Here is a 24,536-nt window from a genome sequence, read left to right as displayed (position 1 = left end):
AACCGTGTACGGTCCTCACCGCCATCCAAGCCGATCGCTCGCGAGCGGCCGGCTTGGGTGTCGATTGAGTAACAGACCTTGATGTGAGGCAAAATCTCCGCCTCAGGTCGGGCACAAGTCCGGCCTCTCACGCGTTACGTGCGCTGAAGACACCGCAGACACCCAGAGGGGGAGAGCGACATGGCAACCGATTACGACACACCACGCAAGACCGACGACGACGTCGACTCGGACAGCCTTGAAGAGCTGAAGGCCCGCCGGAACGACAAGTCCACCTCCGCGGTGGACGTCGACGAGTTCGAGGCCGCAGAGGGCCTCGAACTGCCGGGCGCCGACCTCTCGAACGAGGAACTGGCCGTCCGGGTGCTGCCCAAGCAGCAGGACGAGTTCACCTGCATGAGCTGCTTCCTGGTGCATCACCGTAGCCAGCTGGCCCGCGAGAAGAACGGCCAGCCGATCTGCCGCGACTGCGACTGAGGACGGGTCGGCCGTGACTGGCTCGACCCCTCCGCGGAAGCGCCGCTTCTCCTTGCGGGCGGCGGACAAGGGGCCGCACGGCGGCCCGCACGGTGCGCGTGACGACGAGCGGGGCTCATCCACGGCGGGAGCCTCGCTCGAACCGGCGTCCGGACGGGAAGACCACCCGACGGCGCCGGAGCCGCAGCCCGCGCCCCTCGCCAGGCGACGGGCCGCGGTGGTCCGTGACAAGGCCAGGGGCCTGGCCCTGGAAGGGGCCCGCAGGGGCGGTGGCCGAGCCCGCGCGGGGCTGGCGTACATCGCGGACCGCATCCTCGAGATCGCCCCGCGTGTGCCCGTACGCGACCTCGCGGCACTGCGCCGCCAGTTCCCCGGCCTCGGGCCCGAGGAACTCGCCGACAAGCTGGTGGCGGGGGCGGCGGCCGGTACCTCGACGGTCGGGGCCGGCATCGGGGCGGCGGCGATGCTGCCGGTGCCGCCGGCCATGCCCACCGAGCTGGCGACCGAGATCACCGGGGTCGCCGCGATCGAGCTGAAGCTCATCGCCGAACTGCACGAGGTCTACGGCGTACGGCCGCCGGGAAACCTCCGGGCCCGCAGCACCGCGTATCTGTCCTCCTGGTCGGGGGAGCGCGGCATCAAGGTGACCCAGCCGGCCACCATCGACGCGGCCCTCGGCGGCCGGATGAAACGCGAACTGCGCCAGCAGATCATGAAGCGGATGGTCCGGGACCTGCCGAACCTCATGCCGTTCATGGTGGGCGCGGCGGTGGGCGCGGTCATGAACCGCCGGGACACCAGAAGGCTCGCCGCACGGATCCGCGCGGACCTGCGGAAGGTCCAGGTGCCGTGGGACGAGCTGTCCGAGCTGCCTCCGCTGGACAGGCCCGAGCACCCGATCGGACTCGGCGAGCTGCCCGGAGAGCCGGAGGACTGAGGGCGCTACGCCGCCGTCCGCCGGGCCGCCTCGATCGCGGCCGCCAGGCGTTCCGGCTCCCGCGTCGACAGGTACAGGTACGGCGTCGGGTCCTGCGGGTCCGTGACCTCCACGCGCAGGGCCGTGGGGATGTACGCGCGCAGCAGCAGGAAGGCGCGGGTGTCGGCCTTGTACGTGCGCCAGGCGCGGGCCTCCTCGGGGTCGAGGATCTCCGAGTCGCCGAGCGCCGACACCGGGATCTTGGCCTCGCCCGCGATCAGTGAGTCGCCCACCACCCGGATCCGCGGGGAGCCGTACGCGCTCGCCACCACGGCCGCGGCGGCCGTACCGCCGACCAGGCCGCCGAGCAGCGGCAGGGTCCCGAACGGCAGCAGGATCAGGGCGAACGAGACGCCCACGAGGAAGCTGATCAGCCACCACGTACGAGGGGTGGTGAGGCGTTCTTCGTAGGGGGTGGCGGAGAGCTGCATGAGCCAAGCTTGGCACGGTGTCGGAACAACGCCGACGCGCGGGTAAGGTCTGCGCCTGTGAGTGGTAGTTCCGCAGCTCTTCAGCCTCCCGCCGACGCGGTGAAACCGGTACGGCACCCCGACGCTCCCGCGCCCGGCGAGCTTCTCGGCACCCATTACGAACAGTGCTTCGGGTGTGGCGGCGGGCAACCGCACGGGCTGCACCTGGAGGCGCGCGCCGGTGAGGGTGTCTCGCTGACCGCCGAGTTCACCGTGCAGCCCGCCCATCAGGGCGCTCCGGGGCTCGCGCACGGCGGCGTGCTGGCCACCGCCCTCGACGAGACGCTCGGCTCGCTGAACTGGCTGCTGCGGACCATCGCGGTCACCGGCCGGCTGGAGACCGACTTCGTGCGGCCGGTTCCGGTGGGCACCACGCTGCATCTCCAGGCCCAGGTCACCGCCGTCGCCGGGCGGAAGATCTACTGCACCGCCACCGGCCGCATCGGCGGCCCCGAGGGACCCGTCGCGGTCCGCGCCGACGCCCTGTTCATCGAGGTCAAGGTGGACCACTTCATCGACCACGGCCGCACGGAGGAGATCCGGGCCGCCATGGACGATCCGGACCAGGTCCGGCGGGCCCGCGCCTTCGAGGTGAACCCGTGAGCCGCCCCCCGCTGGACGTGCGGTTGCGCCGCCTCGACCCCGACGTACCGCTTCCCGCGTACGAGCACCCGGGCGACGCCGGGGCCGATCTGCGCACCACCGAGGCCCGCGAGTTGAGGCCCGGTGAGCGGGCCGTGCTGCCCACGGGTGTGTCGATCGCCCTCCCCGAGGGGTACGCGGCCTTCGTGCACCCACGTTCCGGCCTCGCCGCCCGCTGCGGTGTCGCCCTCGTGAATGCCCCGGGGACGGTTGATGCCGGGTACCGTGGGGAGATCAAGGTGATCGTGGTGAATCTCGACCCGCACGAGTCGGTGCGGTTCGAGCGCTTCGACCGGATTGCCCAACTGGTCGTCCAGCAGGTCGAGAGGGTCCGCTTCCAGGAGGTGGCGGAACTTCCCGGCTCGGCGCGGGCCGAGGGGGGCTTCGGGTCCACCGGTGGCCATGCCGCGGTGGGCGACGAGAGCGGCACAAGCGGTCAGGCCGCCGTGCGTGGCCTGGCGGGTGGGAATCGATACGCTTCGGTCGTATCCGACCGGGAAGGACAGTGACGTGTTCGGACGTCGCAAGAAGAAGGGTGCCGCCGAGGACGCGGCCGGCGAGGCCGAGCAGGTCGTCGACAGCGTCGACACCGAGGCGGACGAGGAAGAGGCCGAGCGCGAGCGCGTCCGGCTGGAGCCCGAGCCCCGGCCCGACGGGCCGTGGGACAGCGGCGAGGTGCGCGACCCGGCTGAGGGGCGCGTCGACCTGGGCGGTCTCTTCGTGCCGGGCGTGGACGGCATGGAGCTGCGGGTGGAGGTCGCGGGTGACGCGATCGTCGCGGCGACCGTGGTGCTGCGCGACAGCGCCGTCCAGCTCCAGGCCTTCGCCGCACCCAAGCGCGAGGGCATCTGGGGCGAGGTCCGCGAGGAGATCGCGGGCGGCATCACCCAGCAGGGCGGCATCGTCGACGAGGTCGAGGGTCCGCTGGGCTGGGAGCTGCGCGCCCAGGTACCGGTCCAGCTGCCGGACGGCACCGGCGGCTTCCAGGTCGTCCGGTTCATCGGCGTGGACGGCCCGCGCTGGTTCCTGCGCGGTGTGATCTCCGGCCAGGGCGCGGTGCAGCCGCAGGCGGCCGGTCTGCTGGAGCAGATCTTCCGGGACACGGTCGTGGTCCGCGGCGAGGGCCCGATGGCGCCCCGCGACCCGATCGTCCTGAAGCTGCCGAACGACGCCCAGATGGTTCCCGAGGGCGTTCAGCAGGAGGAGGGCTCGCGCTTCTCCGGCGGCATGGGCCAGCTTCAGCGCGGACCCGAGATCACCGAGGTCCGGTAACAACGGGACGAAAGAGGGCCGCACCCCCCGGGGGTGCGGCCCTTTCGCATGCGTGACCCCTTGACGGGCCAATGGTCTGTACCTACGGTCTCCGAGCCAACGCCTGTTCATAAAGGCGCTCCGCGTTCACATACAAGAACGGAGTCACCGTGCGTCGTACCCCACTGCTCGCCGTCGTGGCCTCCCTGCTGACAGGTGCCCTCGCGGCACCCGCAGCGCACTCCGCCGCCGCCTCCTTCGCCCACCCGGGGGTCACCGTCTCCCAGAGCCAGCTGGACTTCGCCCGCGCCAAGGTGCAGGCCGGCGCCCAGCCCTGGAAGGGCGCGTTCGACCGGATGACGGCGAGCAAGTACGCCGACCTGAACCGCACACCCAAGCCGCGCTCCACCGTCGAGTGCGGCTCCTACTCCAACCCCGACAACGGCTGCACCGACGAGCGCGAGGACGCGATCGCCGCCTACACCGACGCCCTCGCCTGGTACATCACCCGGGACGCGCGCTACGCCCAGAAGGCCATCCAGATCATGGACGCCTGGTCGGCCACCATCACCAGCCACACCAACAGCAACGCGCCCCTGCAGACCGGCTGGGCGGGCTCCTCCTGGCCCAAGGCCGCCGAGATCATCAAGTACACGTACACCGGCGGCTGGACCGATCAGAACCGCTTCTCCACCATGCTCCGCGACGTGTACCTGCCGGTGGTGATCAAGGGCTCCAACTCCAACGGCAACTGGGAGCTGTCGATGATGGAGGCCGCCGTCGGCATCTCCGTCTTCCTCGAGGACAGGGCGTCGTACGACACCGCGATGGCCAGGTTCCGCACCCGCGCGGCCGCCTACGTCTACCTCGCCGCCGACGGCGACCTGCCGAAGACCGTGCCCAGCCAGAACCTGAACACCCGCGACAAGATCGTCTCCTACTGGCAGGGCCAGTCCACCTTCGTCACCGGACTCACCCAGGAGACCTGCCGGGACCTCACCCACACCGGATACGGCATCTCCGCGATCTCGCACATCGCCGAGACCAGCCGGATCCAGGGCCAGGACCTCTACGGCACCGACGTCGGCGAGCGGCTGCGGCAGGCGCTCGGCTTCCAGTCCAAGTACCAGCTCGGCGCGACCGTCCCCGACTGGCTGTGCGGCGGCTCCCTCAAGCTCGGTCTCGGCCCCGTCACGGAGGTCGGCTACAACGCCCTGCACAACCGGCGCGGCATCGCCATGACCAACACCCAGACCCTGACCCTGGCCAACCGCCCGGCCGGCGGCGACAACCTCTTCGTCGCCTGGGAGACCCTCACCCACGGCGACAACCCGAACTGAACCGTTGAACGGCCGGGCGTCCCGCGGTGATACTGGCGCCCGGCCCGCGTGGGCACGGGGGAGCGACGGGGAGGCTGCATGAGCCGGGTGATCACCGAGACCATGGTGCGCGTCGAGGACGTGCACAAGTCCTACGGGCGCGGGGCCGCCGCAGTGCACGCCCTGCGCGGGGTCTCCCTGGAGGTCCCGCGCGGCGAACTCGTCGCCCTCAAGGGGCGCTCGGGCTCCGGGAAGACCACCCTGCTGAACATCGTCGGCGGACTCGACACCCCCGACCGGGGCCGGGTCGAGGTCGACGGGCAGGACCTGGCCGGGCTCGGAGAGAACGGGCTGCTGGAGCTGCGGCGGGACCGGATCGGCTTCGTGTTCCAGTCCTTCGGGCTCATCCCGATCCTGACCGCCGCCGAGAACGTCGGCGTACCGCTGCGGCTGCGCCGGGCCGAGCCGCGCGAGCGCGAGGAGCGCGTCGAGTTGCTGCTCTCCCTCGTCGGGCTCGCCGACCACGCGGCCCAGCGGCCCGGTGAGCTGTCCGGCGGCCAGCAGCAGCGGGTCGCCATCGCCCGCGCCCTCGCCAACCGCCCCGCCCTGCTGATCGCTGACGAGCCGACCGGCCAGCTCGACGCCGAGACCGGGCACGCCGTCATGGAGCTGCTGCGGGCCGTCGTCCGCAGTGAGAGGGCCACCGCCCTGGTCGCCACGCACGACGCGAACCTGCTGGACCTCGCCGACCGGGTGCTGGAGCTGCGCGACGGGGAGATCACCGAGCACTGACCCTCGCCGGCCGGCCCGTCAGGGTTGCGTCAAAGACCCCCTTTGACCGGCCCCTTGTCCGGTTTGTCCGCATCGCGGGACGTAGGGTCGACGCTGCGTAGGCGGCAGTCGGCGGAAGACAATGGGGCCATGGCACGCGGCAAGCTTCGGATCCACCTCGGCGCGGCACCGGGCGTGGGCAAGACCTACGCCATGCTGTCCGAGGCGCACCGCCGCATCGAGCGGGGCACCGACTGCGTGGTGGCCTTCGTGGAGCACCACGACCGGCCGCGCACCGAGGTGATGCTGCACGGCCTGGAGCAGGTGCCGCGCGCGCGGCTGGAGCACCGGGGCACCACCTTCGAGGAGATGGACGTCGACGTGGTGCTGCGCCGCGCCCCCGCCGTCGCCCTCGTGGACGAACTCGCCCACACCAACGTCCCCGGCTCCCGCAACGCCAAGCGCTGGCAGGACGTCGAGGAACTGCTCGCCGCCGGCGTCGACGTCGTCACGACCGTCAACATCCAGCACCTGGAGTCCCTGGGCGACGTAGTCGAGTCGATCACGGGGGTGCGGCAGCGCGAGACGGTCCCGGACGAGATCGTGCGCCGGGCCGACCAGATCGAGCTGGTCGACATGTCCCCGCAGGCCCTGCGCCGCCGTATGGCGCACGGCAACATCTACCAGCCGGACAAGGTCGACGCGGCCCTGTCCAACTACTTCCGGCCCGGCAACCTGACCGCCCTGCGCGAGCTGGCCCTGCTGTGGGTGGCCGACCGGGTCGACGAGCACCTGAACGAGTACCGCAGCGAGCACCGCGTCTCCCGGATCTGGGGTTCCCGGGAGCGCATCGTGGTCGGGCTGACCGGCGGCCCGGAGGGGCGCACCCTCATCCGGCGGGCGGCACGGCTCGCCGAGAAGGGCGCCGGCGGCGAGGTGATGGCCGTCTACATCGCCCGCAGCGACGGCCTGACCGCGGCCTCCCCGAAGGAGCTGGCCGTCCAGCGCACCCTGGTGGAGGACCTCGGCGGCACCTTCCACCACGTCGTCGGCGACGACATACCCACGGCCCTGCTGGACTTCGCGCGCGGCGTCAACGCCACCCAGATCGTGCTCGGCTCCTCGCGCCGCAAGGCCTGGCAGTACGTCTTCGGGCCCGGCGTCGGCGCCACCGTCGCCCGCGAGTCGGGCTCCGACCTCGACGTGCACATCGTCACCCACGAGGAGGTCGCCAAGGGCCGCGGACTGCCCGTCGCCCGGGGCGCCCGGCTCGGCCGGGCCCGGATCCTCTGGGGCTGGCTGGTGGGCCTGGGCGGCCCCACCGTCCTCGCGGTGCTGCTCAGCACCGTCGACCTCGGCCTCGCCAACGACATGCTGCTGTTCCTGGCCGTCACGGTCGCGGCGGCCCTGCTCGGCGGCCTGCTGCCCGCCCTCGCCTCGGCGGCCCTCGGCTCCCTGCTGCTGAACTACTTCTACACCCCGCCCCTGCACCGGCTGACCATCGCCGACCCCAAGAACATCGTCGCCATCGCGATCTTCTTCGGGGTCGGCATGTCGGTCGCCTCCGTGGTCGACCTCGCCGCCCGGCGCACCCACCAGGCCGCCCGGCTGCGCGCCGAGTCCGAGATCCTCTCCTTCCTCGCGGGCAACGTGCTGCGCGGCGAGACCGGCCTCGAGGAACTGCTCGAACGGGTCCGGGAGACCTTCGCCATGGAGTCGGCGGCCCTGCTGGAACGGGCCGGCGACGTCGAGCCGTGGACCTGCGCGGGCCGCGCCGGACCCGGGCCGCAACTCGAGCGGCCCGAGGACGCCGACGTCGACATGCCGGTCGGCGACCACATGGCCCTCGCGCTCACCGGCCGGGTGCTGCCCGCCGAGGACCGCCGGGTGCTCGCCGCCTTCGCCGCCCAGGCCGCCGTCGTGCTGGACCGCAGCCGGCTCCAGGAGGAGGCCGACCGGGCCCGGGCGCTCGCCGAGGGCAACCGCATCCGCACCGCCCTGCTCGCCGCCGTCAGCCATGACCTGCGCACCCCGCTGGCCGGGATCAAGGCCGCGGTCTCCTCCCTGCGCTCCGAGGACGTCGACTGGTCCGAGGAGGACCGGGCGGAACTGCTCCAGGGCATCGAGGAGGGCGCCGACCGGCTCGACCACCTCGTGGGCAACCTGCTGGACATGTCCAGGCTGCAGACCGGCACCGTGGCTCCGCTCATCCGCGAGATCGACGTGGACGAGGTGGTCCCGATGGCCCTGGGCGGCGTGCCCGAGGACAGCGTGGAGCTGGACGTCCCCGAGACCCTGCCCATGGTCGCCGTCGACCCCGGGCTGCTGGAGCGCTCGGTGGCCAACCTGGTCGAGAACGCCGTCAAGTACAGCCCCCTCGGACGGCGCGTCCTGGTGTCCGCCAGCGCCATCGCGGACCGGGTCGAGGTTCGGGTGGTGGACCGCGGGCCCGGGGTGCCGGACGACGCGAAGGACCGCATATTCGAGCCCTTCCAGCGGTACGGGGACGCCCCGCGCGGTGCCGGGGTCGGTCTCGGCCTCGCCGTCGCCCGCGGCTTCGCCGAGGCGATGGGGGGCACCCTGAACGCCGAGGACACACCGGGCGGCGGGCTCACCATGGTGCTGAGCCTCCGCGCGGCTCCCGAATCCCTCCACCCCCTGGAGGACACCGCAGAACCGGAAAGGCAGGCCCTATGACGACCCGGGTGCTCGTGGTCGAAGACGAGCCGCAGATCGTGCGCGCCCTCGTGATCAACCTCAAGGCACGCCAGTACGAGGTCGACGCGGCCCCCGACGGCAGGACCGCCCTGGAGCTCGCCGCCTCCCGCCACCCCGACGTGGTCGTGCTGGACCTGGGCCTGCCCGACATGGACGGCGTCGAGGTGATCCGGGGGCTGCGCGGCTGGACCCGGGTGCCGATCCTGGTGCTGTCCGCCCGCCACTCCTCCGACGAGAAGGTCCAGGCGCTGGACGCGGGCGCCGACGACTACGTCACCAAGCCCTTCGGCATGGACGAGCTGCTGGCCCGGCTGCGCGCCGCGGTGCGCCGGGCCGAGCCGGTCGGGCCCGGCGAGGACGATGTGACGACCGTGGAGACCGCGGGCTTCACCGTCGACCTGACGGCGAAGAAGGTCAACCGGTCCGGCAAGGACGTGCGGCTCACCCCGACCGAGTGGCACCTGCTGGAGGTCCTGGTCCGCAACACCGGCCGCCTGGTCAGCCAGAAGCAGCTGCTGCAGGAGGTGTGGGGGCCGTCGTACGGCACCGAGTCCAACTACCTCCGGGTGTACATGGCGCAGCTTCGGCGCAAACTGGAGACGGACCCGGCGCACCCGGAGCACTTCATCACGGAGCCTGGAATGGGATACCGGTTCGAGAAGTGACCGGCCGGGGGTTCCGGGGGTCGGCCCCCGGGGAGATGCGGTATCACGGAGCCCGGAATGGGATACCGGTTCGAGAAGTGACCGGCCGGGGGTTCCGGGGATCGGCCCCCGGGGAGATGCGGTATCGCGGAGCCCGGAATGGGATACCGGTTCGGGAAGTGAGCTGCGCTACGGCGGTGTCGGCGCACCCCGGTACGCTTCCTGTATGAGTGCTGTTCCTCGTTCCCAGAAGCCGGCCGGCCGGTTCCGGCGCATGCTCGACCGGCTCTCCTCCTCGCAGGAGGACCTGGAGTCGGAGGAGCTGCGGGAGGACGCCGAGACGGCGGGCTGCACCCGGATCGGTGACTGCCGCGACCGGCAGATCGTCACCGTAACTGGTACCTTGCGCACGGTCACCCTGCGGCCACGCGCGGGAGTCCCGGCCCTGGAGGCCGAGCTGTTCGACGGCTCCGCCCCCCTGGACGTGGTGTGGCTCGGCAGGCGCTCCATCGTGGGGATAGAACCCGGACGCAAACTGATCGCATCGGGCCGGATCTCGATGAGCCGGGGCCGCCGGGTGCTGTTCAATCCGAAGTACGAACTGCGACCCCTTGGACGGGAGTAGCCGGTGACGTCCCTCGACAAGCCGACCCAAGACACCGATCAGACCCAGTCGGACGACGCACGCGCGGTCACCGAGGCCGCCCTGTTCGAGGCGTTCGGCGGTGTCCGCGGCATGGTCGAGACGGTGCTGCCCGGTCTCCTCTTCGTCGCGATTTTCACGATCAACAAGAACCTGCACTTCGCCGCGATCGCCGCGCTGGCCCTGTCCCTGGTGCTGGTCGTGGTCCGGCTGGTCCGCAAGGACACCGTCAAGCACGCCTTCAGCGGCGTCTTCGGCGTGGCGTTCGGCGTGGTCTTCGCGATGTTCACGGGCAACGCCAAGGACTTCTACCTCCCCGGCATGCTCTACACGCTGGGCCTGGCGCTGGCCTACCTCATCACGACCCTCGCCGGTGTGCCGTTGATCGGCCTCATCCTCGGCCCGGTCTTCAAGGAGAACCTCTCCTGGCGGACCCGCAACCCCGGCCGCAAGAAGGCTTATGCCAAGGCCAGTTGGGCCTGGGGTCTGATCCTGCTCGCCAAGTGCGCGATCCTCTTCCCGCTGTACTGGTGGGCCGACACCGCGCAGCTCGGCTGGGTGCTTGTCGCCCTGAAGATCCCGCCGTTCCTGCTGGCGGTCTACCTGACCTGGATGTTCCTGGCGAAGGCGCCCGCGCCGATCGACGTGTTCGCCGAGATGGAGGCCGAGGAGCAGGCCGAGAAGGAGCGCCGGTCCGCCCTGGCCGCGGAGGACGGCGAGCCCGCCGGCGGACGGCACCGCCGGGAGGCGTAGCGAGCCGCTGCACAGCCTTCGTACGAAGAGAAAGGGCGCCCTTGAGTTCAAGGGCGCCCTTTCCTCTGCCTTCCGCGCGGTCAGTCCTCGCGCCGGACCGACAGCAGTTCCTCGAGCTGCTCCTCGCGGGCCTGCGCGGCCACGAAGAGGAGTTCGTCGCCCGGCTCCAGGGAGTCCTCCCGGGACGGCGTCAGCACCCGGGTGCCGCGGATGATCGTGACCAGGGAGGTGTCCTGCGGCCACTCCACGTCGCCGACCTGGGTGCCGGCCAGGGCCGACTCCTCGGGCAGGGTCAGCTCCACCAGGTTGGCGTCGCCGTGGCTGAAGCGGAGCAGCCGGACCAGGTCGCCGACGCTCACCGCCTCCTCGACCAGGGCGGACATCAGGCGCGGGGTGGAGACGGCCACGTCCACGCCCCAGGCCTCGGTGAACAGCCACTCGTTCTTCGGGTTGTTCACCCGGGCGACGACGCGCGGAACGCCGTACTCCGTCTTGGCGAGCAGCGAGACGACCAGGTTGACCTTGTCGTCACCGGTCGCGGCGATCACCACGTTGCAGCGCTGCAGCGCCGCCTCGTCCAAGGAGGTGATCTCACAGGCGTCGGCCAGCAGCCACTCCGCCTGGGGCACCCGCTCCACCGAGATGGCGGTCGGGGCCTTGTCGATGAGCAGGACCTCGTGCCCGTTCTCGAGCAGCTCGCCCGCGATCGAGCGGCCGACGGCGCCGGCTCCGGCAATGGCGACCCTCATCAGTGACCGCTCTCCTCTTCCGGGCCCCCGGCGAACGCCGCCTCGACCTTCTCGACGTCGTCCGTGCGCATCATCACGTGCACCAGGTCGCCCTCCTGCAGCACCGTCTGCGACGTGGGCAGGATCGCCTCGCCCAGCCGGGTCAGGAACGCCACCCGGACGCCCGTCTCCTCCTGCAGCCTGCTGATCTTGTGGCCGACCCACTTGGCGGAGGCGTGCACCTCGGCGAGCTGGACACCGCCGGTGGGGTCGCGCCACAGCGGCTCGGCGCCCGAGGGCAGCAACCGGCGCAGCATCTGGTCGGCGGTCCAGCGGACCGTGGCCACGGTGGGGATGCCCAGGCGCTGGTAGACCTCGGCACGGCGGGGGTCGTAGATACGGGCCGCCACGTTCTCCACACCGAACATCTCGCGGGCCACGCGCGCGGAGATGATGTTGGAGTTGTCACCGCTGGAGACCGCGGCGAAGGCGCCGGCCTCCTCGATGCCCGCCTCGCGCAGGGTGTCCTGGTCGAAGCCGACGCCGGTGACCCGGCGGCCCCCGAAGCCCGGGCCCAGCCGGCGGAAGGCGGTGGGGTCCTGGTCGATCACGGCGACCGTGTGCCCCTGTTGCTCCAGGGTCTGGGCAAGAGCGGAACCCACTCTGCCGCAGCCCATGATGACGATGTGCACGACCGTCCTTCCGGTGTCCCAAAGTTACTGCTCAGCATCAGGGTCTCAGACCGACGCCCAAAGCTACACACGGGCGGTTCGGGGTGGGCACCCCCGGTGCGGAGGTTTCCGGGATCACCGGTGCCGGTCACCGCCGGGGATCCACGGTGGCGCCCCTGCGGCGCGTGATGCTGCGCACGCTGCACAGGGTCAGGATTCCGAGGCCGACCAGGGCGACGGTGGCCCCGATCAGCTCTGCGGTCGCGGGCATGGGACCTCCGAGGTGCGGTGCCGACCGGGATCTGCCATCTAGGCACGCAGGGCGTACGGACCACGGAATCCGCAGTTCAGCGCGCCCGCGATTTCACTCGTGAGGCAGAACCGGGATGCCGGGTGGGCGGGTGCCTGTTCGAAGGCCTACGATCCTCTGTCGTGTCCAAACTGACCGACGTGCCCAAACGGATCCTGATCGGGCGCGCACTGCGCAGTGACCGGCTGGGCGAAACGCTCCTGCCGAAGCGCATCGCCCTCCCCGTCTTCGCCTCCGACCCGCTGTCCTCCGTCGCCTACGCGCCGGGGGAGGTCCTGCTGGTCCTGTCCATCGCGGGTGTGTCGGCGTACCACTTCAGCCCCTGGATCGCCCTCGCGGTCGTCGTGCTGATGTTCACCGTGGTCGCCTCCTACCGGCAGAACGTGCACGCGTACCCGAGCGGCGGCGGCGACTACGAGGTCGCCACCACCAACCTGGGGCCCAAGGCGGGCCTCACCGTGGCCAGCGCGCTGCTCGTCGACTACGTGCTGACCGTCGCCGTCTCCATCGCCTCCGGAATCGAGAACCTAGGCTCCGCGGTCCCCTTCGTGGTGGAGCACAAGGTGTCCTGCGCGACCGCCGTGATCGTCCTGCTGACGCTGATGAACCTGCGCGGCGTGAAGGAGTCGGGCAAGCTCTTCGCGATCCCGACCTACGTGTTCGTCGGCGGCGTCTTCATCATGATCGCGTGGGGCGCCTTCCGCGGACTGGTCCTCGGCGACGCCATGCGGGCTCCGACGGCCGACTACCACATCAAGGCCGAGCACCAGGGTCTCGCGGGCTTCGCCCTCGTCTTCCTGCTGCTGCGCGCCTTCTCCTCCGGCTGTGCCGCGCTGACCGGTGTGGAGGCCATCTCCAACGGCGTCCCGGCCTTCCGCAAACCCAAGTCGAAGAACGCGGCGACCACGCTGGCGATGATGGGCCTGCTGGCCGTCACCATGTTCTGCGGCATCATCGCCCTCGCCATGTCGACCGACGTCCGCATGGCCGAGCACCCGGCCACCGACCTGATCCACAACGGCAGCCCGGTCGGCTCCGGCTACGTCCAGAACCCGGTGATCTCCCAGGTCGCCGAGGCGGTGTTCGGCAAGGGCAGCTTCCTGTTCGTCCTGCTGGCGGCCGCCACCGCCCTGGTGCTGTTCCTGGCGGCGAACACGGCGTACAACGGCTTCCCGCTGCTCGGTTCGATCCTCGCCCAGGACCGCTACCTGCCGCGCCAGCTGCACACCCGCGGTGACCGCCTCGCCTTCTCCAACGGCATCGTGCTGCTCTCGGGCGCCGCCGCGCTGCTCGTGATCATCTACGGCGCCGACTCCACCCGCCTCATCCAGCTCTACATCGTCGGCGTGTTCGTGTCCTTCACGCTCAGCCAGACCGGCATGGTCCGGCACTGGAACCGCCACCTGGCGGTCGAGAAGGACCCGGCGGCCCGCAGCCACATGATCCGCTCCCGCGCGATCAACGCCTTCGGCGCCTTCTTCACCGGCCTGGTGCTGGTCGTCGTCCTCGTCACCAAGTTCACGCACGGCGCCTGGGTCGCCCTGCTGGGCATGTGCATCTTCTACGCGACGATGACCGCGATCCGTAAGCACTACGACCGCGTGGCCGACGAGATCGCCGCGCCCGAGGGCCCGAGCGACGACAGCGTCCGCCCCTCCCGGGTGCACTCGGTCGTCCTGATCTCCAAGATCCACCGCCCCACCCTGCGCGCCATGGCCTACGCCAAGCTGATGCGCTCGGACACCCTGGAGGCGCTGACCGTCAACGTCGACCCGGCGGAGACCAAGGCGCTGCGCGAGGAGTGGGAGCGGCGCGGGATCGACGTACCGCTGAAGGTCCTCGACTCGCCCTACCGCGAGATCACGCGGCCGATCATCGAGTACGTCAAGAGCCTGCGCAAGGAGTCCCCGCGCGACGCGGTCTCCGTGATCATCCCCGAGTACGTGGTCGGCCACTGGTACGAGCACCTGCTGCACAACCAGAGCGCCCTGCGTTTGAAGGGCCGCCTGCTCTTCACCCCCGGCGTGATGGTCACCTCCGTGCCCTATCAGCTGGCGTCCTCCGAGGCGGCCAAGCTGCGGGCCCGCAGGCGGCAGGACTGGAACGCGCCCGGCGCGGTCCGGCGTGGCCCGGCGGTGGAACGCCCGAAGGAGCCGGCCGCCAAGGAGTGAGGCGTCCAGGCAATCCAGGAGAGGCCGTAGACTGGTGGGCTGTTGTCAGGCCCACCGGCTGCGGCCTCTCCCCTTCCCGATCTGGAGTCACCCCACCATGCAGACAGAACCGACGAAGTCTCTGGTGGGCGAGGAGTACGAAGTCGAGATCGGCCCCGTCGCCCACGGCGGCCACTGCATCGCCCGCACCGCCGAGGGCCAGGTGCTGTTCGTCCGGCACACGCTGCCGGGCGAGCGGGTGGTGGCCCGGGTGACCGAGGGCGAGGAGGGCGCCCGCTTCCTGCGCGCGGACGCCGTCGAGATCCTCGACGCGTCCAAGGACCGCATCGAGGCCCCCTGCCCCTTCGCCGGCCCCGGCCGCTGCGGCGGCTGCGACTGGCAGCACGCCAAGCCGGGCGCCCAGCGCCGCCTCAAGGGCGAGGTGATCGCCGAGCAGCTCCAGCGGCTCGCGGGCCTCACCCCGGAGGAGGCCGGCTGGGACGGCACGGTGGTGCCGGCCGAGGGCGACAAGCTGCCCGCCGGTCAGGTGCCGCAGTGGCGGACGCGGGTCCAGTACGCGGTGGACGCCGACGGCAACGCCGGACTGCGCCGCCACCGCTCCCACGAGGTCGAGCCGATCGACCACTGCATGATCGCCGCGCCCGGTGTCAGCGAGCTCGGCATCGAGGACCGGGACTGGGCGGGCATGGCCTCCGTCGAGGCGATCGCCGCGACCGGTTCCCAGGACCGCATGGTGATCCTGGAGCCGCGGCCCGGCGCCCGGCTGCCCCTGGTCGAGCTCGACAGGCCCGTCTCCGTGATGCGCGTGGACGAGAAGGACGGCGGCATCCACCGTGTCCACGGCCGCGCGTTCGTGCGCGAGCGCGCCGACGACCACACCTACCGCGTCGGCAGCGGCGGCTTCTGGCAGGTCCACCCGAAGGCCGCCGACACCCTCGTCAAGGCCGTCATGCAGGGCCTGCTGCCGCGCAAGGGCGAGATGGCCCTCGACCTCTACTGCGGCGTGGGCCTGTTCGCCGGCGCCCTGGCCGACCGCCTCGGCGAGAAGGGCGCGGTCCTCGGCATCGAGTCCGGCAAGCGGGCGGTGGAGGACGCGCGGCACAACCTGGCCGACTTCCCGCGGGTCCGTGTCGAACAGGGCAAGGTCGAGTCGGTCCTCCCGCGCACGGGCATCACGGAGGTCGACCTCATCGTCCTCGACCCGCCCCGCGCCGGCGCCGGCCGCCGAACCGTCGACCACCTCACCTCCCTCGGCGCCCGCCGCATCGCCTATGTGGCCTGCGACCCGGCCGCCCTGGCCCGCGACCTGGGGTACTTCCGGGACGGTGGCTACCGGGTGCGGACGCTGCGGGCGTTCGACCTGTTTCCGATGACCTCGCATGTGGAGTGCGTGGCGATTTTGGAGCCTGCGGCGAAGGGCCTCTGACCTGCGTGCTCGTGGATGGAGAGCCCGCTCGACCTCTTTTTGAGTGCCGAGCGGGTGCACGGTGTGGCTGAATCCGTCGCCGATGTGAGGGTGGTGGCGCAGCACCTGGAGTTGGCGACAGCCCGGCGTTGGTCGGCGCGGGCACGTGGCCGTGTGCGAGCGATTGACCTTTTGAACCGGCTTCCCAAGATGCCGATCCTGCATGGTGACCTCCAGGCTGGTCAGGACGGGCAGGGGCCTCAGCAGGGCTTGTGCCCGACAACAGCGCGGCGCGGAGCCGCTGACGGCGATCCCCGACAGACCGATGCCCTCTGGCAGAGGACACAAAGTGCCTGCCTGGAGAACGGCTTCAGCTGTTCAGGCTCAAGCGGACGGGATTGAAGCCGCGTCACTGGGCGATTGCAGCAGCGAGGCGGCGCCGACCGCTGCGGCGAAGTCGCCCAACTCGGCCCGACGGACGGGCATCTCCGGTGGTGAACGGTAGGTCAGGGCGTTCGCCCGCACCTCGTTCTCCAGCGGTTTCATCAGGGGCGGTCCGAGCGTGACGAGCTCGCCGCCCACCACGACCATGCTCGGCCCGAGCGCCTTGGCCAGGCCGGCCAGAACTCTGCCCGTGTGGATCGCGGCCCGCCGTACCACCGCGTGCGCCGCTTCCTCTCCCGCACTCAGCGCGGCCGCCAGCTGTGGCAGATCCGCCGCGGCCCGGTAAGCGTCGAGCACCGCCGTGGTCGACGCCACCGTCTGCAGACAGCCCCGGCCACCGCAGGAACAGGGCGCACCCGCGGCCTCGGCGAGGATGTGCCCGAACCCGCCCGACCGGCCGTGAGCGCCGCGGTGCAGCGCACCGCCGGTCACCAGGCCCCCGCCGACCCGGTCCGACAACTCCAGGTACAGGACGTCCGTCAGGCCCTTGGCCGCGCCCCACACCGTCTCGGCCAGCGCCGCCAGCCGTGGACCGTTGCCGAGCCGTACTCGGGCGCCGAGGCTGCGGCCGAGCATGTCGGCCAACGCCCGATCACCGTCGGCGGCGAGGGAGACGGTGGCAGGGTCTGCCACCGCGACGCCCACATCGCCGAGGGGGCCGAGGCGAGGGACGGTACCGGTCAGTCCCGCGGCCAGCCGTCGTGCGACGGCGATGCGCTCGGACCACGGAGCGGCGGGAGAGTGTGTCCCGCCGACCGTGCTGATCTCGTCGCCTGCCGCGGTGATCGCGGCCAGCCGCACGTGGCGTCGGCCGAAGTCGATGCCCAGCAGGCGGCCGACCGCCGGATTGAGAGCGAGCTTCTCCGCCGGGCGTCCCGGCCGCCGTCGTCCGGTGTCCGGGACCGTGGCGATCACCAGTCCGCTGTCCACGAGCCTGCCGGCGACCTCGTACAGCGTCGTACGCGACAGCCCGCACCGTGCGCCGAGCTCACCTCGCGTCATGGGCCCCGACTCACGCAGCAACCGCAGTACCTGGTCTGCGTGTTGTCCGCGGCCGGGCGTAGGTGCGGCTGCTGGGACGAGGGGCTGCTGTATGTCGCGCATCCGTCCGTACGTTCGTGTCGTCGCCGTCAGGATGTCGATGCTGGACCGGCGGATGTGGCACTCGGTGGGCACCGGGCCGTCAGGTGGCGAGCAGGCCGCCGTCCATGTGCAGGTCGTGGGCGTTGACACCGGTGTTGCGGAGCAGGAAGTCGGTGGCGTCGGCGATCTCGGCCATGGTCACCAGCCGTCCGATCGGCGTCTGGGCGGAGTGCGGTGGGTTGGGGACGTCGCGCCACTTGGGGCTGTCGCCGATCAGACCGGGGTGCAGGGCGTTGACGCGGTGCGGCGCGATCTCCACCGCGAGCGTCCTGACCAGGCCGGTGATCCCGGCGTTGAAGGTGCTGACGATCGTCGAGCCAGGGTACGGGCGTTCCTTGGCCAGCCCCCCGAAGAGCACGACCGACGCCTGCGGGGTGAACCGGTCGCGCAGCACGCGGACGGTCTCCGCGTAGCCGACGAGCTTCATGGTCACGGCGGAGACCGCGTCCGTGATGTTGAACTCCGCGAGTGTGTTTGCCGCTTGGCCCACGGCGGTGATCACCAGATGGTCGATCCGGGTGACATCCGCGAGTGCGGCGTCGATGGTCTCGGGGCGGCCGAGGTCGAGGGCGAGCCCGCGGGTGCCGCCGCCGATGCGCGCCGCTACGGCCTCGGCCCGCGCCTTGTCCCTGGCGGTGACGATGACGTCGTCGCCGCGGCCGGCGAAGTGCTCCGCGATGACGCCGCCCAGTCCGCCGCTGCCGCCGACGATGAGTGTGCTGGTCATGCTGTGAAGGTCCTTCCGGGTTCGGCGGCCTGGAGGCTGCTGAGGGTGGCTTCGGCCTGCTCGCGCATGGCCGGGACGAGGTGTTGGGCGGCTTCCGGCAGGTTGCCGGTGACGACCGCGAGTTCGCCGGGAGTACCGACCTGCTCGAAGAAGGCGATGTTGAGGTGGGCACCCACGGGCGGGGCCGAGGCGATGACCGCGCGGGAGAACTCCGCCCAGGCCTCGTCGGACATGTGTGCCGTCAGCGCAGCAAACAGCACCGGCTCCTCGTGCTCCAGGTGGGCGTGTACCAGGTCGCGTACCGCCACCGCCGCGTCGGCGAGCGCCGTCCGCTCGTCGGCATCCCGCACGGGAGTGGCCGCCAGCGCGTCCAGTGCCGCGTCCAGCGCGTCGTGTTCGGCCGCCAGGTCCGTCGGCCCGGCCGCCGCCGCGGGGTCCGCGGCGGTCAGTAGCGGCCAGAGCACGTCGTCCTCGCTCTCGTGGTGGTGCCGCAGCGCCGCGACGAGAAAGTCACGCAACTCCGCCAGGGCCGTGGCGGGGGCGGTGTCCCGCCGTGCCGCCTCCGCCAACAGGGACGTCGCGGCCCTGTGCATCTTGTGCAGCAGGCGGGTCTCGGCGACCGCCGCGCCGCCTTCGGGTGTCTCAACGCTCACTATGGGATCCATCCCCTAGTTGATATCCAAGTGGATACTAACGTAGCAGTGGCGACGGGCGAGGTGTCGCGCCGCCGTAGAGTGATCACATGAAGGAGGTGCCGTGAACGACGCAGAGCCGGTCTCCGAGCAGCCACGCAGGCGCCGGAGGGATCCCGAGGGAAACCGGGCGGCCATCATCGAGGCGGCTCGCCAAGCCTTCGCCGAGCGCGGATACGCCCGTACGACACTCCGTGAGATAGCCGGCCGGGCAGGCGTCACACACGGCCTGATCACCCGTCACTTCGCCTCCAAGGAAAGGCTGTTCCTCGCGGCGATGCCGGGCAATCGCGACCTGGAGGACGTCGCGGCCGGTGACCCCGCCACGCTGCCCGACCGGATCGCCCGTGCCTTCGTACGGCGGCTGGAGACCGACGCCGTCAACGATCCGCTGATCGCCCTGCTGCGCAGCGCCGCGTCCGACCAGCGTGCCGCGTCGGACCTCCTGTCCGCGATGCAGGAGCACAGCACCGCCGTCTACCGGTCCGTCCTGTCACCCGGTGAGACCGTCGCCCCCGGCGACGACCTGGACACCCGCGTGGCGCTCGTGGGGGCGCAGATGATGGGGGTGGCGTTCAGCCGGTACATCGCACGGACCGAGCCTCTCGCTTCGATGCCGTCCGACCAGCTCACCGAACACCTCACACGGATACTGCGGGGCCTCCTCTTCGGCTGAGCTCCTCGATCAACCGCCGGAGGCGGTTCAAACGGTCCGTGGTCGGCGTGCCCGGCACGGGCCGCAGCAGGAGCAGCCGCTGCCGGGACAGTGGGCTGGCGAGGACCACACAGTCCAGATCGAGGCGACCCACCTGCCGGTTGAACACGGACGTCGTCGAGCAGTGCAGCGTCGACACCCGATGCCGGTCCCACATGCCGGCGAACTCCGCACTTGCCGCGCGCAGATCGGCCACCAGTGTCGCGGCGGCGGGGTCGTGGCCGCGCTGGGCGAGGATGGCCCTCAGGTCGGCCACGTACGACAGGCTGGTCGCCTCCTCCTGCGGCGATGCCGAGCGCAGCACGGAACGCCAGTGCGCGGAGGTGAACCAGTGCCAGGTCAGGTTTCGCTCGTGACCGGGCCGGTCGGTGAACTTGCCGAACAGGGCGATGTCGGCCGAGGTGGCGCACTCGGCGACGCACCGGCCTGGCAGCTCGCGGACTGCCGGAGTCTGACGCGATCCGGACACCGTTCGGGCCGCCTCGACGGCGACGTTGCCAGGACGGCGGGCAGGCTTCACCTCCGCTGCACGACCGGCTGATGTGCCGCTGCCTGACCCTGTGCGAGGAGATCGAGCCGACCGCGACCGCGCCGGTGCGCCGCCACCTGAGCCAACTGGACCATCTCATCCGGGGCAACCTGGAATGGAGCGTACGGGTGCCCCGCCACCACGATGGCCGAGCGGTCGAGCCGGTGATGTCACCGCGGGCGAGGACTCCTTCCGACGGCCGGTCGAGCACACCTCCGATCCCCGCCGTCGCCTGGTGGTGGACAGAGCGCTGAGTCCCGTGCGTGACGATGCCGGGGACACCGGAGACAGCTGCAAGGAGCGGATATCCACCCTCGCGGAATCATCCTGGCGCGCCGCCCGACGGACCTGGATGCGGGCGAATCCAAAGCGTCTCGGGCGTGCCCGTAAGCCAGTCGCGGGGCAGCAGCGGCAGGGTGTGCTCCACGTCCTGGATGCCGGTGGCCGGCAGGCTGACCGCGAAGCGGGTGCCGGGCCGTCCGTCAGGACGGTCCGACACGGTGATCCGGCCCTGGTGCAGGGCGACCTGCTGGGCGACCAGAGTCAGGCCGAGGCCGGAGCCCGGGCTGTCCGGGCCCCTGCGGAAGCGCTCGAAGACGTCCTCGCGGCACTCCGGGGCAATGCCGGGGCCATGGTCGTCCACGGCGAGTACGGCAGTCGCCCGATGCCCACCGCCCGGCGGACGCAGGGTCACCTCGATACGGGCGACGCCGTCGGCGGCGCGGCCGTGGGTCCAGGCGTTGGCCAGCAGGTTGTCCACCGCCGAGCGCAGCCCCTGCTCCCAGCCGTGGACGCGCACTCCGGCGGTCGCGCGTACGGACACTTCGGCGTCGGGACGGGTGCGCCGCAGGTCGGCGACCGACGCCTCCACGAGCTCCGCGAGGTCCAGCGACGTGAACGCGTCCGCCTCGATCAGGTCGCCCTGCGCGAGCACCTTCAGCATCACCAGCAGACCCAGCAGTCGGGCGTGCTCGCGACCCAGTTCCCCAAGGACCTCCGTCCGGTCCTCGGGGTCGAGTCCGGGGTGGTCGGTGAGGATGTCGAGGTTGGTCCGCATGCTCATCAACGGGGTGCGCAGTTCGTGGGAGGCGGTCGCGGCGAACGCACGGGCGGTGGCCAGCGCCTCCCCGGTGCGCGCCACCTGCTCGTCGTAGCGGGCCAGCACGGTCTGCACCGTGTGCGCGAGGTCGTCCACCTCGGCGATCCGGGTCGGCGTGTGTTCCAGACGTACGCTGCTGGTCCGCGGGTCGAGACCGCTGGTCCGCCGCTGCAGCCGTCGTAGCGGAAGCACCGCTCTGGCGGCGATGGCCCAGGCGGCGGCTCCGGCGAGTGCCGCGGCCAGCAGTGCTCCGGTCAGCAACCGCCCGCGTACCAGAGCCAGTTCTTCCTCGGCGGTGTCCGGTGACAGCAGCCACAGGTTCGGCGTGGTGCCCTCTTTCGCGGCACCGACGCGCAGCGACAGGACGAGCCAGTCCTTGCCGCCGGAGGTCACGCTGACGGGGTCCGGGGCCTGGCGGGGCAGTGTGGGGTAGGGATCGGGCTGCGGGCCCGCCGAGATCGTGCCCTGCGGCCCGGTCAGCCGGATGCCCACGTCCCGCGCGGAGTTGACCAGCCGGCCTCGGCGGACCCGCTCCAGGAGCGGGTGGTCGGTGCCGGCCACGTCCAGGTACGCCTTGGCGTTCTTGGCCACGATTGTTGCGCGGGCGCGCAGTTGGTCGTCCTGGTGGGTACGCAGGTCGTTGCCGACCAGGTGCAGCAGCAGCCAGCCGGAGGCGAGGACCAGCACGGGCACGCTCACGCCGACCGCGAGCGCGATCCGGGTGGACAGTTTCACGGCGTGACCTCGCTGTGCGGCGGCCGGCGGTCCGTGCGCAGGACGAAGCCGACCCCACGCACGGTGTGCAGGATCCTGGGCCGGTCGCCCGCCTCCAGTTTGCGTCGCAGATAGCTCACGAAGGTGTCGACGGCGTCGCTGCGGACCTGGAAGTCGTATCCCCATACGAGGTCCAGCAGTTGCTCGCGGGTGAGGACGATGCCGGCGTTGCGGGCCAGGACCTCCAGCAGCGCGAACTCGCGCCGGGTCAGCTGCAGCGGCCGGTCGTCCAGAACGGCCTGGTGAGAGGCGGGGTCGAGCAGGAGGCCGCCGATGCGGACGGTGGCGGCACCGGCGGCCGGCGGGCGGCGCCGCAGCAGGGCGTGCAGCCGCAGGACCAACTCCTGGAGCGCGAACGGCTTGACGAGGTAGTCGTCCCCGCCCACCTGCAGACCCGCCACCCGGTCGGCCGTCTCGTCCAGTGCGGAGAGCATCAGCACGGGTACGTCGTCGCCGTCGTCGCGCAGGGCCTGGCACACGTCGATGCCGTTGAGGTCGGGCATGGAGATGTCCAGGACGATGATGTCGGGGTGGCCGGCGCGGGCCTCCGCGAGACCGGTACGACCGCCGTCCGCGACGTCCACGGTGAATCCGCTCAGCCGCAGACCCCGTGCGAGCGACCGCCGTATCGCCGCGTCGTCGTCGATCACCAGCACCCGCCCGGTCCTGCCTGCCATGCACACCTCGGTTTCACCGCGTCGAACGAATCTGCCGGAAGAAGACCGATCAAATCACATGATGCGACAGCCTCGGACGGAATGGTGCCCGTGAGTTGCCGCCTTCGCGGATTAATTTGCCTCGTCGCGGATTAATTGACCCCGGTTCGGAATAATTCGACGAGAGACGAACAAATATTGACCGGGCCGGAATCGCGCTGAAACGCTCCGAGCATGATTCGTACTCGTCAATTACCGACACTGGCGGCCGGGTTGGTGGCAGTGGCTTTCTCCGTCCAGAGCGGAGTGAGCGGGGCGGCGACAGCCGCCGTCCCCACCCGGCCCGTCACGCAGCCGGCCCTATCCGCATCCGCATCCGTATCCGTTGCGGCGGCCGCGAGCAAACCGAACATCGTCTTCGTCCTCACCGACGACATGTCCTCGAATCTGCTGCCGTACATGCCCCAGGTGCAGAAGCTCCAGTCGCAGGGCACGTCGTTCGGCGATTTCGTGGTCAGCAACTCGCTCTGCTGCCCGTCCCGTTCGTCCATCCTCACCGGTGAGTACCCGCACAACACCGGCGTCCTCGGCAACGAGGGACCCAACGGCGGCTTCAAGGCCTTCCACGACAACGGGCTGGAGAAGGACACCTTCGCCGCGGCGCTGAAGGCCAAGGGCTACCGCACCGCGATGATGGGCAAGTACCTCAACGGTTACGACCCCAGGTCCACCGTCGACGGCCAGCAGCCGTACGTGCCGCAGGGCTGGAGCCAGTGGGACGTCGTCGGCAACGGCTACCCGGAGTACAACTACAAGCTCGCCCACAATCACACGATGGAACCGCACGGGAAGAAGAACAAGGACTATCTGACCGACGTCCTCAGCAAGAAGGGGCAGTCGTTCATCAAGAAGTCCGCGGCGGCGAACAAGCCGTTCATGCTGGAGGTCGCCCTCTTCACGCCGCACGGCCCCTCCAGGCCGGCCCGCCGGGACAAGAAGGACTTCCCCGGGCTGAAGGCGCCGCAGGGGCCCGCCTTCGACAAGCTCCCGACCAACGCGCCGCCGTGGCTGGCCCGGCAGAATCCGTTGACCCGGAGCGAGAAGAACACGATCGACAAGAAGTTCCGCAAGCGCGCACAGTCGCTCCAGGCCGTCGACAAGATGCTCGGCAAGCTCCGCCAGACCCTGACCAGGGCACACGTCGCGGACAAGACCTATGTCGTCTTCAGCTCCGACAACGGCTTCCACCTGGGTGAGTACCGCCTCAAGGCCGGGAAGCAGACGGCCTTCGACACCGACGTGCGCGTGCCGCTGGTGATCGCCGGCCCCGGTGTCGCGGCCGGCCGGACGAGCCACGCCCAGGTGTCGAACATCGACTTCGCGCCCACCTTCGAGAAGATCGGCGGCGCCGCCGTGTCGTCCCGGGTGGACGGGCACAGCATGCTCCCGCTCCTGGACGGCGGATCGGCCGCGGGCTGGCGCACGGCCAACCTGATCGAGCACCGCCACGCCCAGCAGGCTCCCGACGACCCCGACAACCACGGCAGCGAGAGCATCAGCCCGCCCAACTACCACGCCATGCGCACCAACTCCTACACCTACGTCGAGTACGACAGCGGCGCCAAGGAGTACTACAACCTGCGCACCGACCCCGACGAGCTGCACAACATCGCCGGACGGCTGAGCCGGGCCCGCCTCGCGAAGCTGCACACCGCGCTGACCCGCCTGAAGAGCTGCCAGGGCGACGGCTGCTGGAGCGCCGGACACCCGTAGCTCGCAAGCCAACAGGTCCCGTACACAAGCCTGTT

25 protein-coding genes are annotated in these 24,536 nt (G+C 71.0%); 15 read left to right on the top strand and 10 right to left on the bottom strand.

The features are described 5' to 3' along the window. Positions 1–180 precede the first annotated feature (180 nt). Positions 181–477: a DUF4193 domain-containing protein gene (locus ACFVVO_RS06265; RefSeq protein WP_005481602.1), complete on the top strand. Its 297-nt coding sequence runs from the start codon at positions 181–183 to the stop codon at positions 475–477. 13 nt (positions 478–490) lie between these two features. After that, positions 491–1,414, top strand: a complete 924-nt coding sequence (locus ACFVVO_RS06260) for a hypothetical protein (RefSeq protein ID WP_390052161.1) — start codon at positions 491–493, stop codon at positions 1,412–1,414. A gap of 5 nt (positions 1,415–1,419) precedes the next feature. Here the strand turns inward: ACFVVO_RS06260 and ACFVVO_RS06255 are convergent, their stop codons facing one another. Further along, complete coding sequence (locus ACFVVO_RS06255) at positions 1,420–1,884, bottom strand: DUF3093 domain-containing protein (protein ID WP_390052159.1); 465 nt, start codon at positions 1,882–1,884, stop codon at positions 1,420–1,422. 57 nt (positions 1,885–1,941) lie between these two features. Here ACFVVO_RS06255 and ACFVVO_RS06250 point away from each other — a divergent pair, with 57 nt between their 5' ends. From ACFVVO_RS06250 to ACFVVO_RS06210, 9 genes are all read left to right on the top strand, one after another. Then, on the top strand, positions 1,942–2,526 hold the full coding sequence (locus tag ACFVVO_RS06250; RefSeq protein WP_390052157.1) for a PaaI family thioesterase: 585 nt from the start codon (positions 1,942–1,944) through the stop codon (positions 2,524–2,526). Continuing rightward, on the top strand, positions 2,523–3,074 hold the full coding sequence (dut, locus tag ACFVVO_RS06245) for a dUTP diphosphatase (protein ID WP_390052155.1): 552 nt from the start codon (positions 2,523–2,525) through the stop codon (positions 3,072–3,074). Before ACFVVO_RS06250 ends, dut begins: the two co-directional genes overlap by 4 nt. Before the next feature lies 1 nt (position 3,075). After that, a complete protein-coding gene (locus ACFVVO_RS06240; RefSeq protein ID WP_390052153.1) occupies positions 3,076–3,837 on the top strand; it encodes a DUF3710 domain-containing protein in 762 nt (253 codons plus the stop codon). A gap of 149 nt (positions 3,838–3,986) precedes the next feature. Continuing rightward, complete coding sequence (locus ACFVVO_RS06235) at positions 3,987–5,156, top strand: alginate lyase family protein (RefSeq protein WP_390052151.1); 1,170 nt, start codon at positions 3,987–3,989, stop codon at positions 5,154–5,156. A 78-nt stretch (positions 5,157–5,234) separates the two neighbouring features. After that, positions 5,235–5,927 (top strand): ABC transporter ATP-binding protein, encoded by a 693-nt coding sequence (locus ACFVVO_RS06230; protein WP_390052149.1) that lies wholly within the window; start codon positions 5,235–5,237, stop codon positions 5,925–5,927. Between the two features lie 129 nt (positions 5,928–6,056). After that, positions 6,057–8,603, top strand: a complete 2,547-nt coding sequence (locus ACFVVO_RS06225) for an ATP-binding protein (protein ID WP_390052147.1) — start codon at positions 6,057–6,059, stop codon at positions 8,601–8,603. Then, entirely contained in the window at positions 8,600–9,289 is a 690-nt protein-coding gene (locus ACFVVO_RS06220) for a response regulator (protein ID WP_390052145.1), read from the top strand. The genes ACFVVO_RS06225 and ACFVVO_RS06220 overlap by 4 nt, the downstream gene beginning before the upstream one ends. A 205-nt stretch (positions 9,290–9,494) precedes the next feature. Continuing rightward, positions 9,495–9,893 (top strand): OB-fold nucleic acid binding domain-containing protein, encoded by a 399-nt coding sequence (locus ACFVVO_RS06215; protein ID WP_390052143.1) that lies wholly within the window; start codon positions 9,495–9,497, stop codon positions 9,891–9,893. A 3-nt stretch (positions 9,894–9,896) separates the two neighbouring features. Next, entirely contained in the window at positions 9,897–10,664 is a 768-nt protein-coding gene (locus tag ACFVVO_RS06210; RefSeq protein WP_390052141.1) for a DUF3159 domain-containing protein, read from the top strand. A gap of 80 nt (positions 10,665–10,744) precedes the next feature. Here ACFVVO_RS06210 and ACFVVO_RS06205 read toward each other — a convergent pair whose 3' ends face one another. From ACFVVO_RS06205 to ACFVVO_RS06195, 3 genes are all read right to left on the bottom strand, one after another. Next, on the bottom strand, positions 10,745–11,413 hold the full coding sequence (locus ACFVVO_RS06205; protein WP_390052140.1) for a potassium channel family protein: 669 nt from the start codon (positions 11,411–11,413) through the stop codon (positions 10,745–10,747). Then, positions 11,413–12,084 carry a TrkA family potassium uptake protein gene (locus ACFVVO_RS06200; RefSeq protein WP_351666555.1) on the bottom strand — a complete coding sequence of 224 codons (672 nt, stop codon included), beginning with the start codon at positions 12,082–12,084 and terminating at the stop codon, positions 11,413–11,415. Before ACFVVO_RS06200 ends, ACFVVO_RS06205 begins: the two co-directional genes overlap by 1 nt. A 127-nt stretch (positions 12,085–12,211) precedes the next feature. Then, the gene (locus ACFVVO_RS06195; protein WP_390052138.1) at positions 12,212–12,334 is read right to left on the bottom strand and encodes a hypothetical protein; all 123 of its coding nucleotides are present in this window, start codon (positions 12,332–12,334) and stop codon (positions 12,212–12,214) included. 161 nt (positions 12,335–12,495) lie between these two features. Between ACFVVO_RS06195 and ACFVVO_RS06190 the strand changes: the two genes are divergently transcribed. Next, positions 12,496–14,544 (top strand): APC family permease, encoded by a 2,049-nt coding sequence (locus tag ACFVVO_RS06190; RefSeq protein WP_390052136.1) that lies wholly within the window; start codon positions 12,496–12,498, stop codon positions 14,542–14,544. Positions 14,545–14,641: 97 nt separating this feature from the next. Beyond that, the gene (locus ACFVVO_RS06185; protein ID WP_390052134.1) at positions 14,642–15,970 is read left to right on the top strand and encodes a class I SAM-dependent RNA methyltransferase; all 1,329 of its coding nucleotides are present in this window, start codon (positions 14,642–14,644) and stop codon (positions 15,968–15,970) included. 363 nt (positions 15,971–16,333) lie between these two features. On the opposite strand, the gene ACFVVO_RS06180 is transcribed toward ACFVVO_RS06185, so the two are convergent. The 3 genes from ACFVVO_RS06180 to ACFVVO_RS06170 all read right to left on the bottom strand — a co-directional run bounded on the left by ACFVVO_RS06180 (position 16,334) and on the right by ACFVVO_RS06170 (position 18,916). Continuing rightward, positions 16,334–17,395, bottom strand: a complete 1,062-nt coding sequence (locus ACFVVO_RS06180) for an ROK family protein (RefSeq protein ID WP_390052132.1) — start codon at positions 17,393–17,395, stop codon at positions 16,334–16,336. A 181-nt stretch (positions 17,396–17,576) separates the two neighbouring features. After that, entirely contained in the window at positions 17,577–18,263 is a 687-nt protein-coding gene (locus tag ACFVVO_RS06175) for an SDR family oxidoreductase (RefSeq protein ID WP_390052130.1), read from the bottom strand. Further along, a complete protein-coding gene (locus ACFVVO_RS06170; protein ID WP_390052128.1) occupies positions 18,260–18,916 on the bottom strand; it encodes a hemerythrin domain-containing protein in 657 nt (218 codons plus the stop codon). Before ACFVVO_RS06170 ends, ACFVVO_RS06175 begins: the two co-directional genes overlap by 4 nt. A 103-nt stretch (positions 18,917–19,019) precedes the next feature. Between ACFVVO_RS06170 and ACFVVO_RS06165 the strand changes: the two genes are divergently transcribed. After that, positions 19,020–19,631 (top strand): TetR family transcriptional regulator, encoded by a 612-nt coding sequence (locus ACFVVO_RS06165; protein ID WP_390052126.1) that lies wholly within the window; start codon positions 19,020–19,022, stop codon positions 19,629–19,631. On the opposite strand, the gene ACFVVO_RS06160 is transcribed toward ACFVVO_RS06165, so the two are convergent. The 3 genes from ACFVVO_RS06160 to ACFVVO_RS06150 form a co-directional block, all read right to left on the bottom strand. Beyond that, on the bottom strand, positions 19,597–20,139 hold the full coding sequence (locus ACFVVO_RS06160; protein WP_390052124.1) for a hypothetical protein: 543 nt from the start codon (positions 20,137–20,139) through the stop codon (positions 19,597–19,599). The genes ACFVVO_RS06165 and ACFVVO_RS06160 overlap by 35 nt on opposite strands. Before the next feature lie 382 nt (positions 20,140–20,521). Then, positions 20,522–22,033: a sensor histidine kinase gene (locus tag ACFVVO_RS06155; protein WP_390052122.1), complete on the bottom strand. Its 1,512-nt coding sequence runs from the start codon at positions 22,031–22,033 to the stop codon at positions 20,522–20,524. Further along, positions 22,030–22,749: a response regulator transcription factor gene (locus ACFVVO_RS06150; protein WP_390052120.1), complete on the bottom strand. Its 720-nt coding sequence runs from the start codon at positions 22,747–22,749 to the stop codon at positions 22,030–22,032. The genes ACFVVO_RS06155 and ACFVVO_RS06150 overlap by 4 nt, the downstream gene beginning before the upstream one ends. Positions 22,750–22,962: 213 nt before the next feature. Here ACFVVO_RS06150 and ACFVVO_RS06145 point away from each other — a divergent pair, with 213 nt between their 5' ends. Beyond that, positions 22,963–24,501, top strand: a complete 1,539-nt coding sequence (locus ACFVVO_RS06145; protein WP_390052118.1) for a sulfatase — start codon at positions 22,963–22,965, stop codon at positions 24,499–24,501. The last annotated feature ends 35 nt before the right edge of the window (positions 24,502–24,536 follow it).

Source organism: Streptomyces sp. NPDC058145, from assembly GCF_042884245.1.
GTDB lineage: Bacteria > Actinomycetota > Actinomycetes > Streptomycetales > Streptomycetaceae > Streptomyces.
Note: the sequence above shows the minus strand (reverse complement) of the source record. Positions and strands in the feature narration are given on the sequence as shown.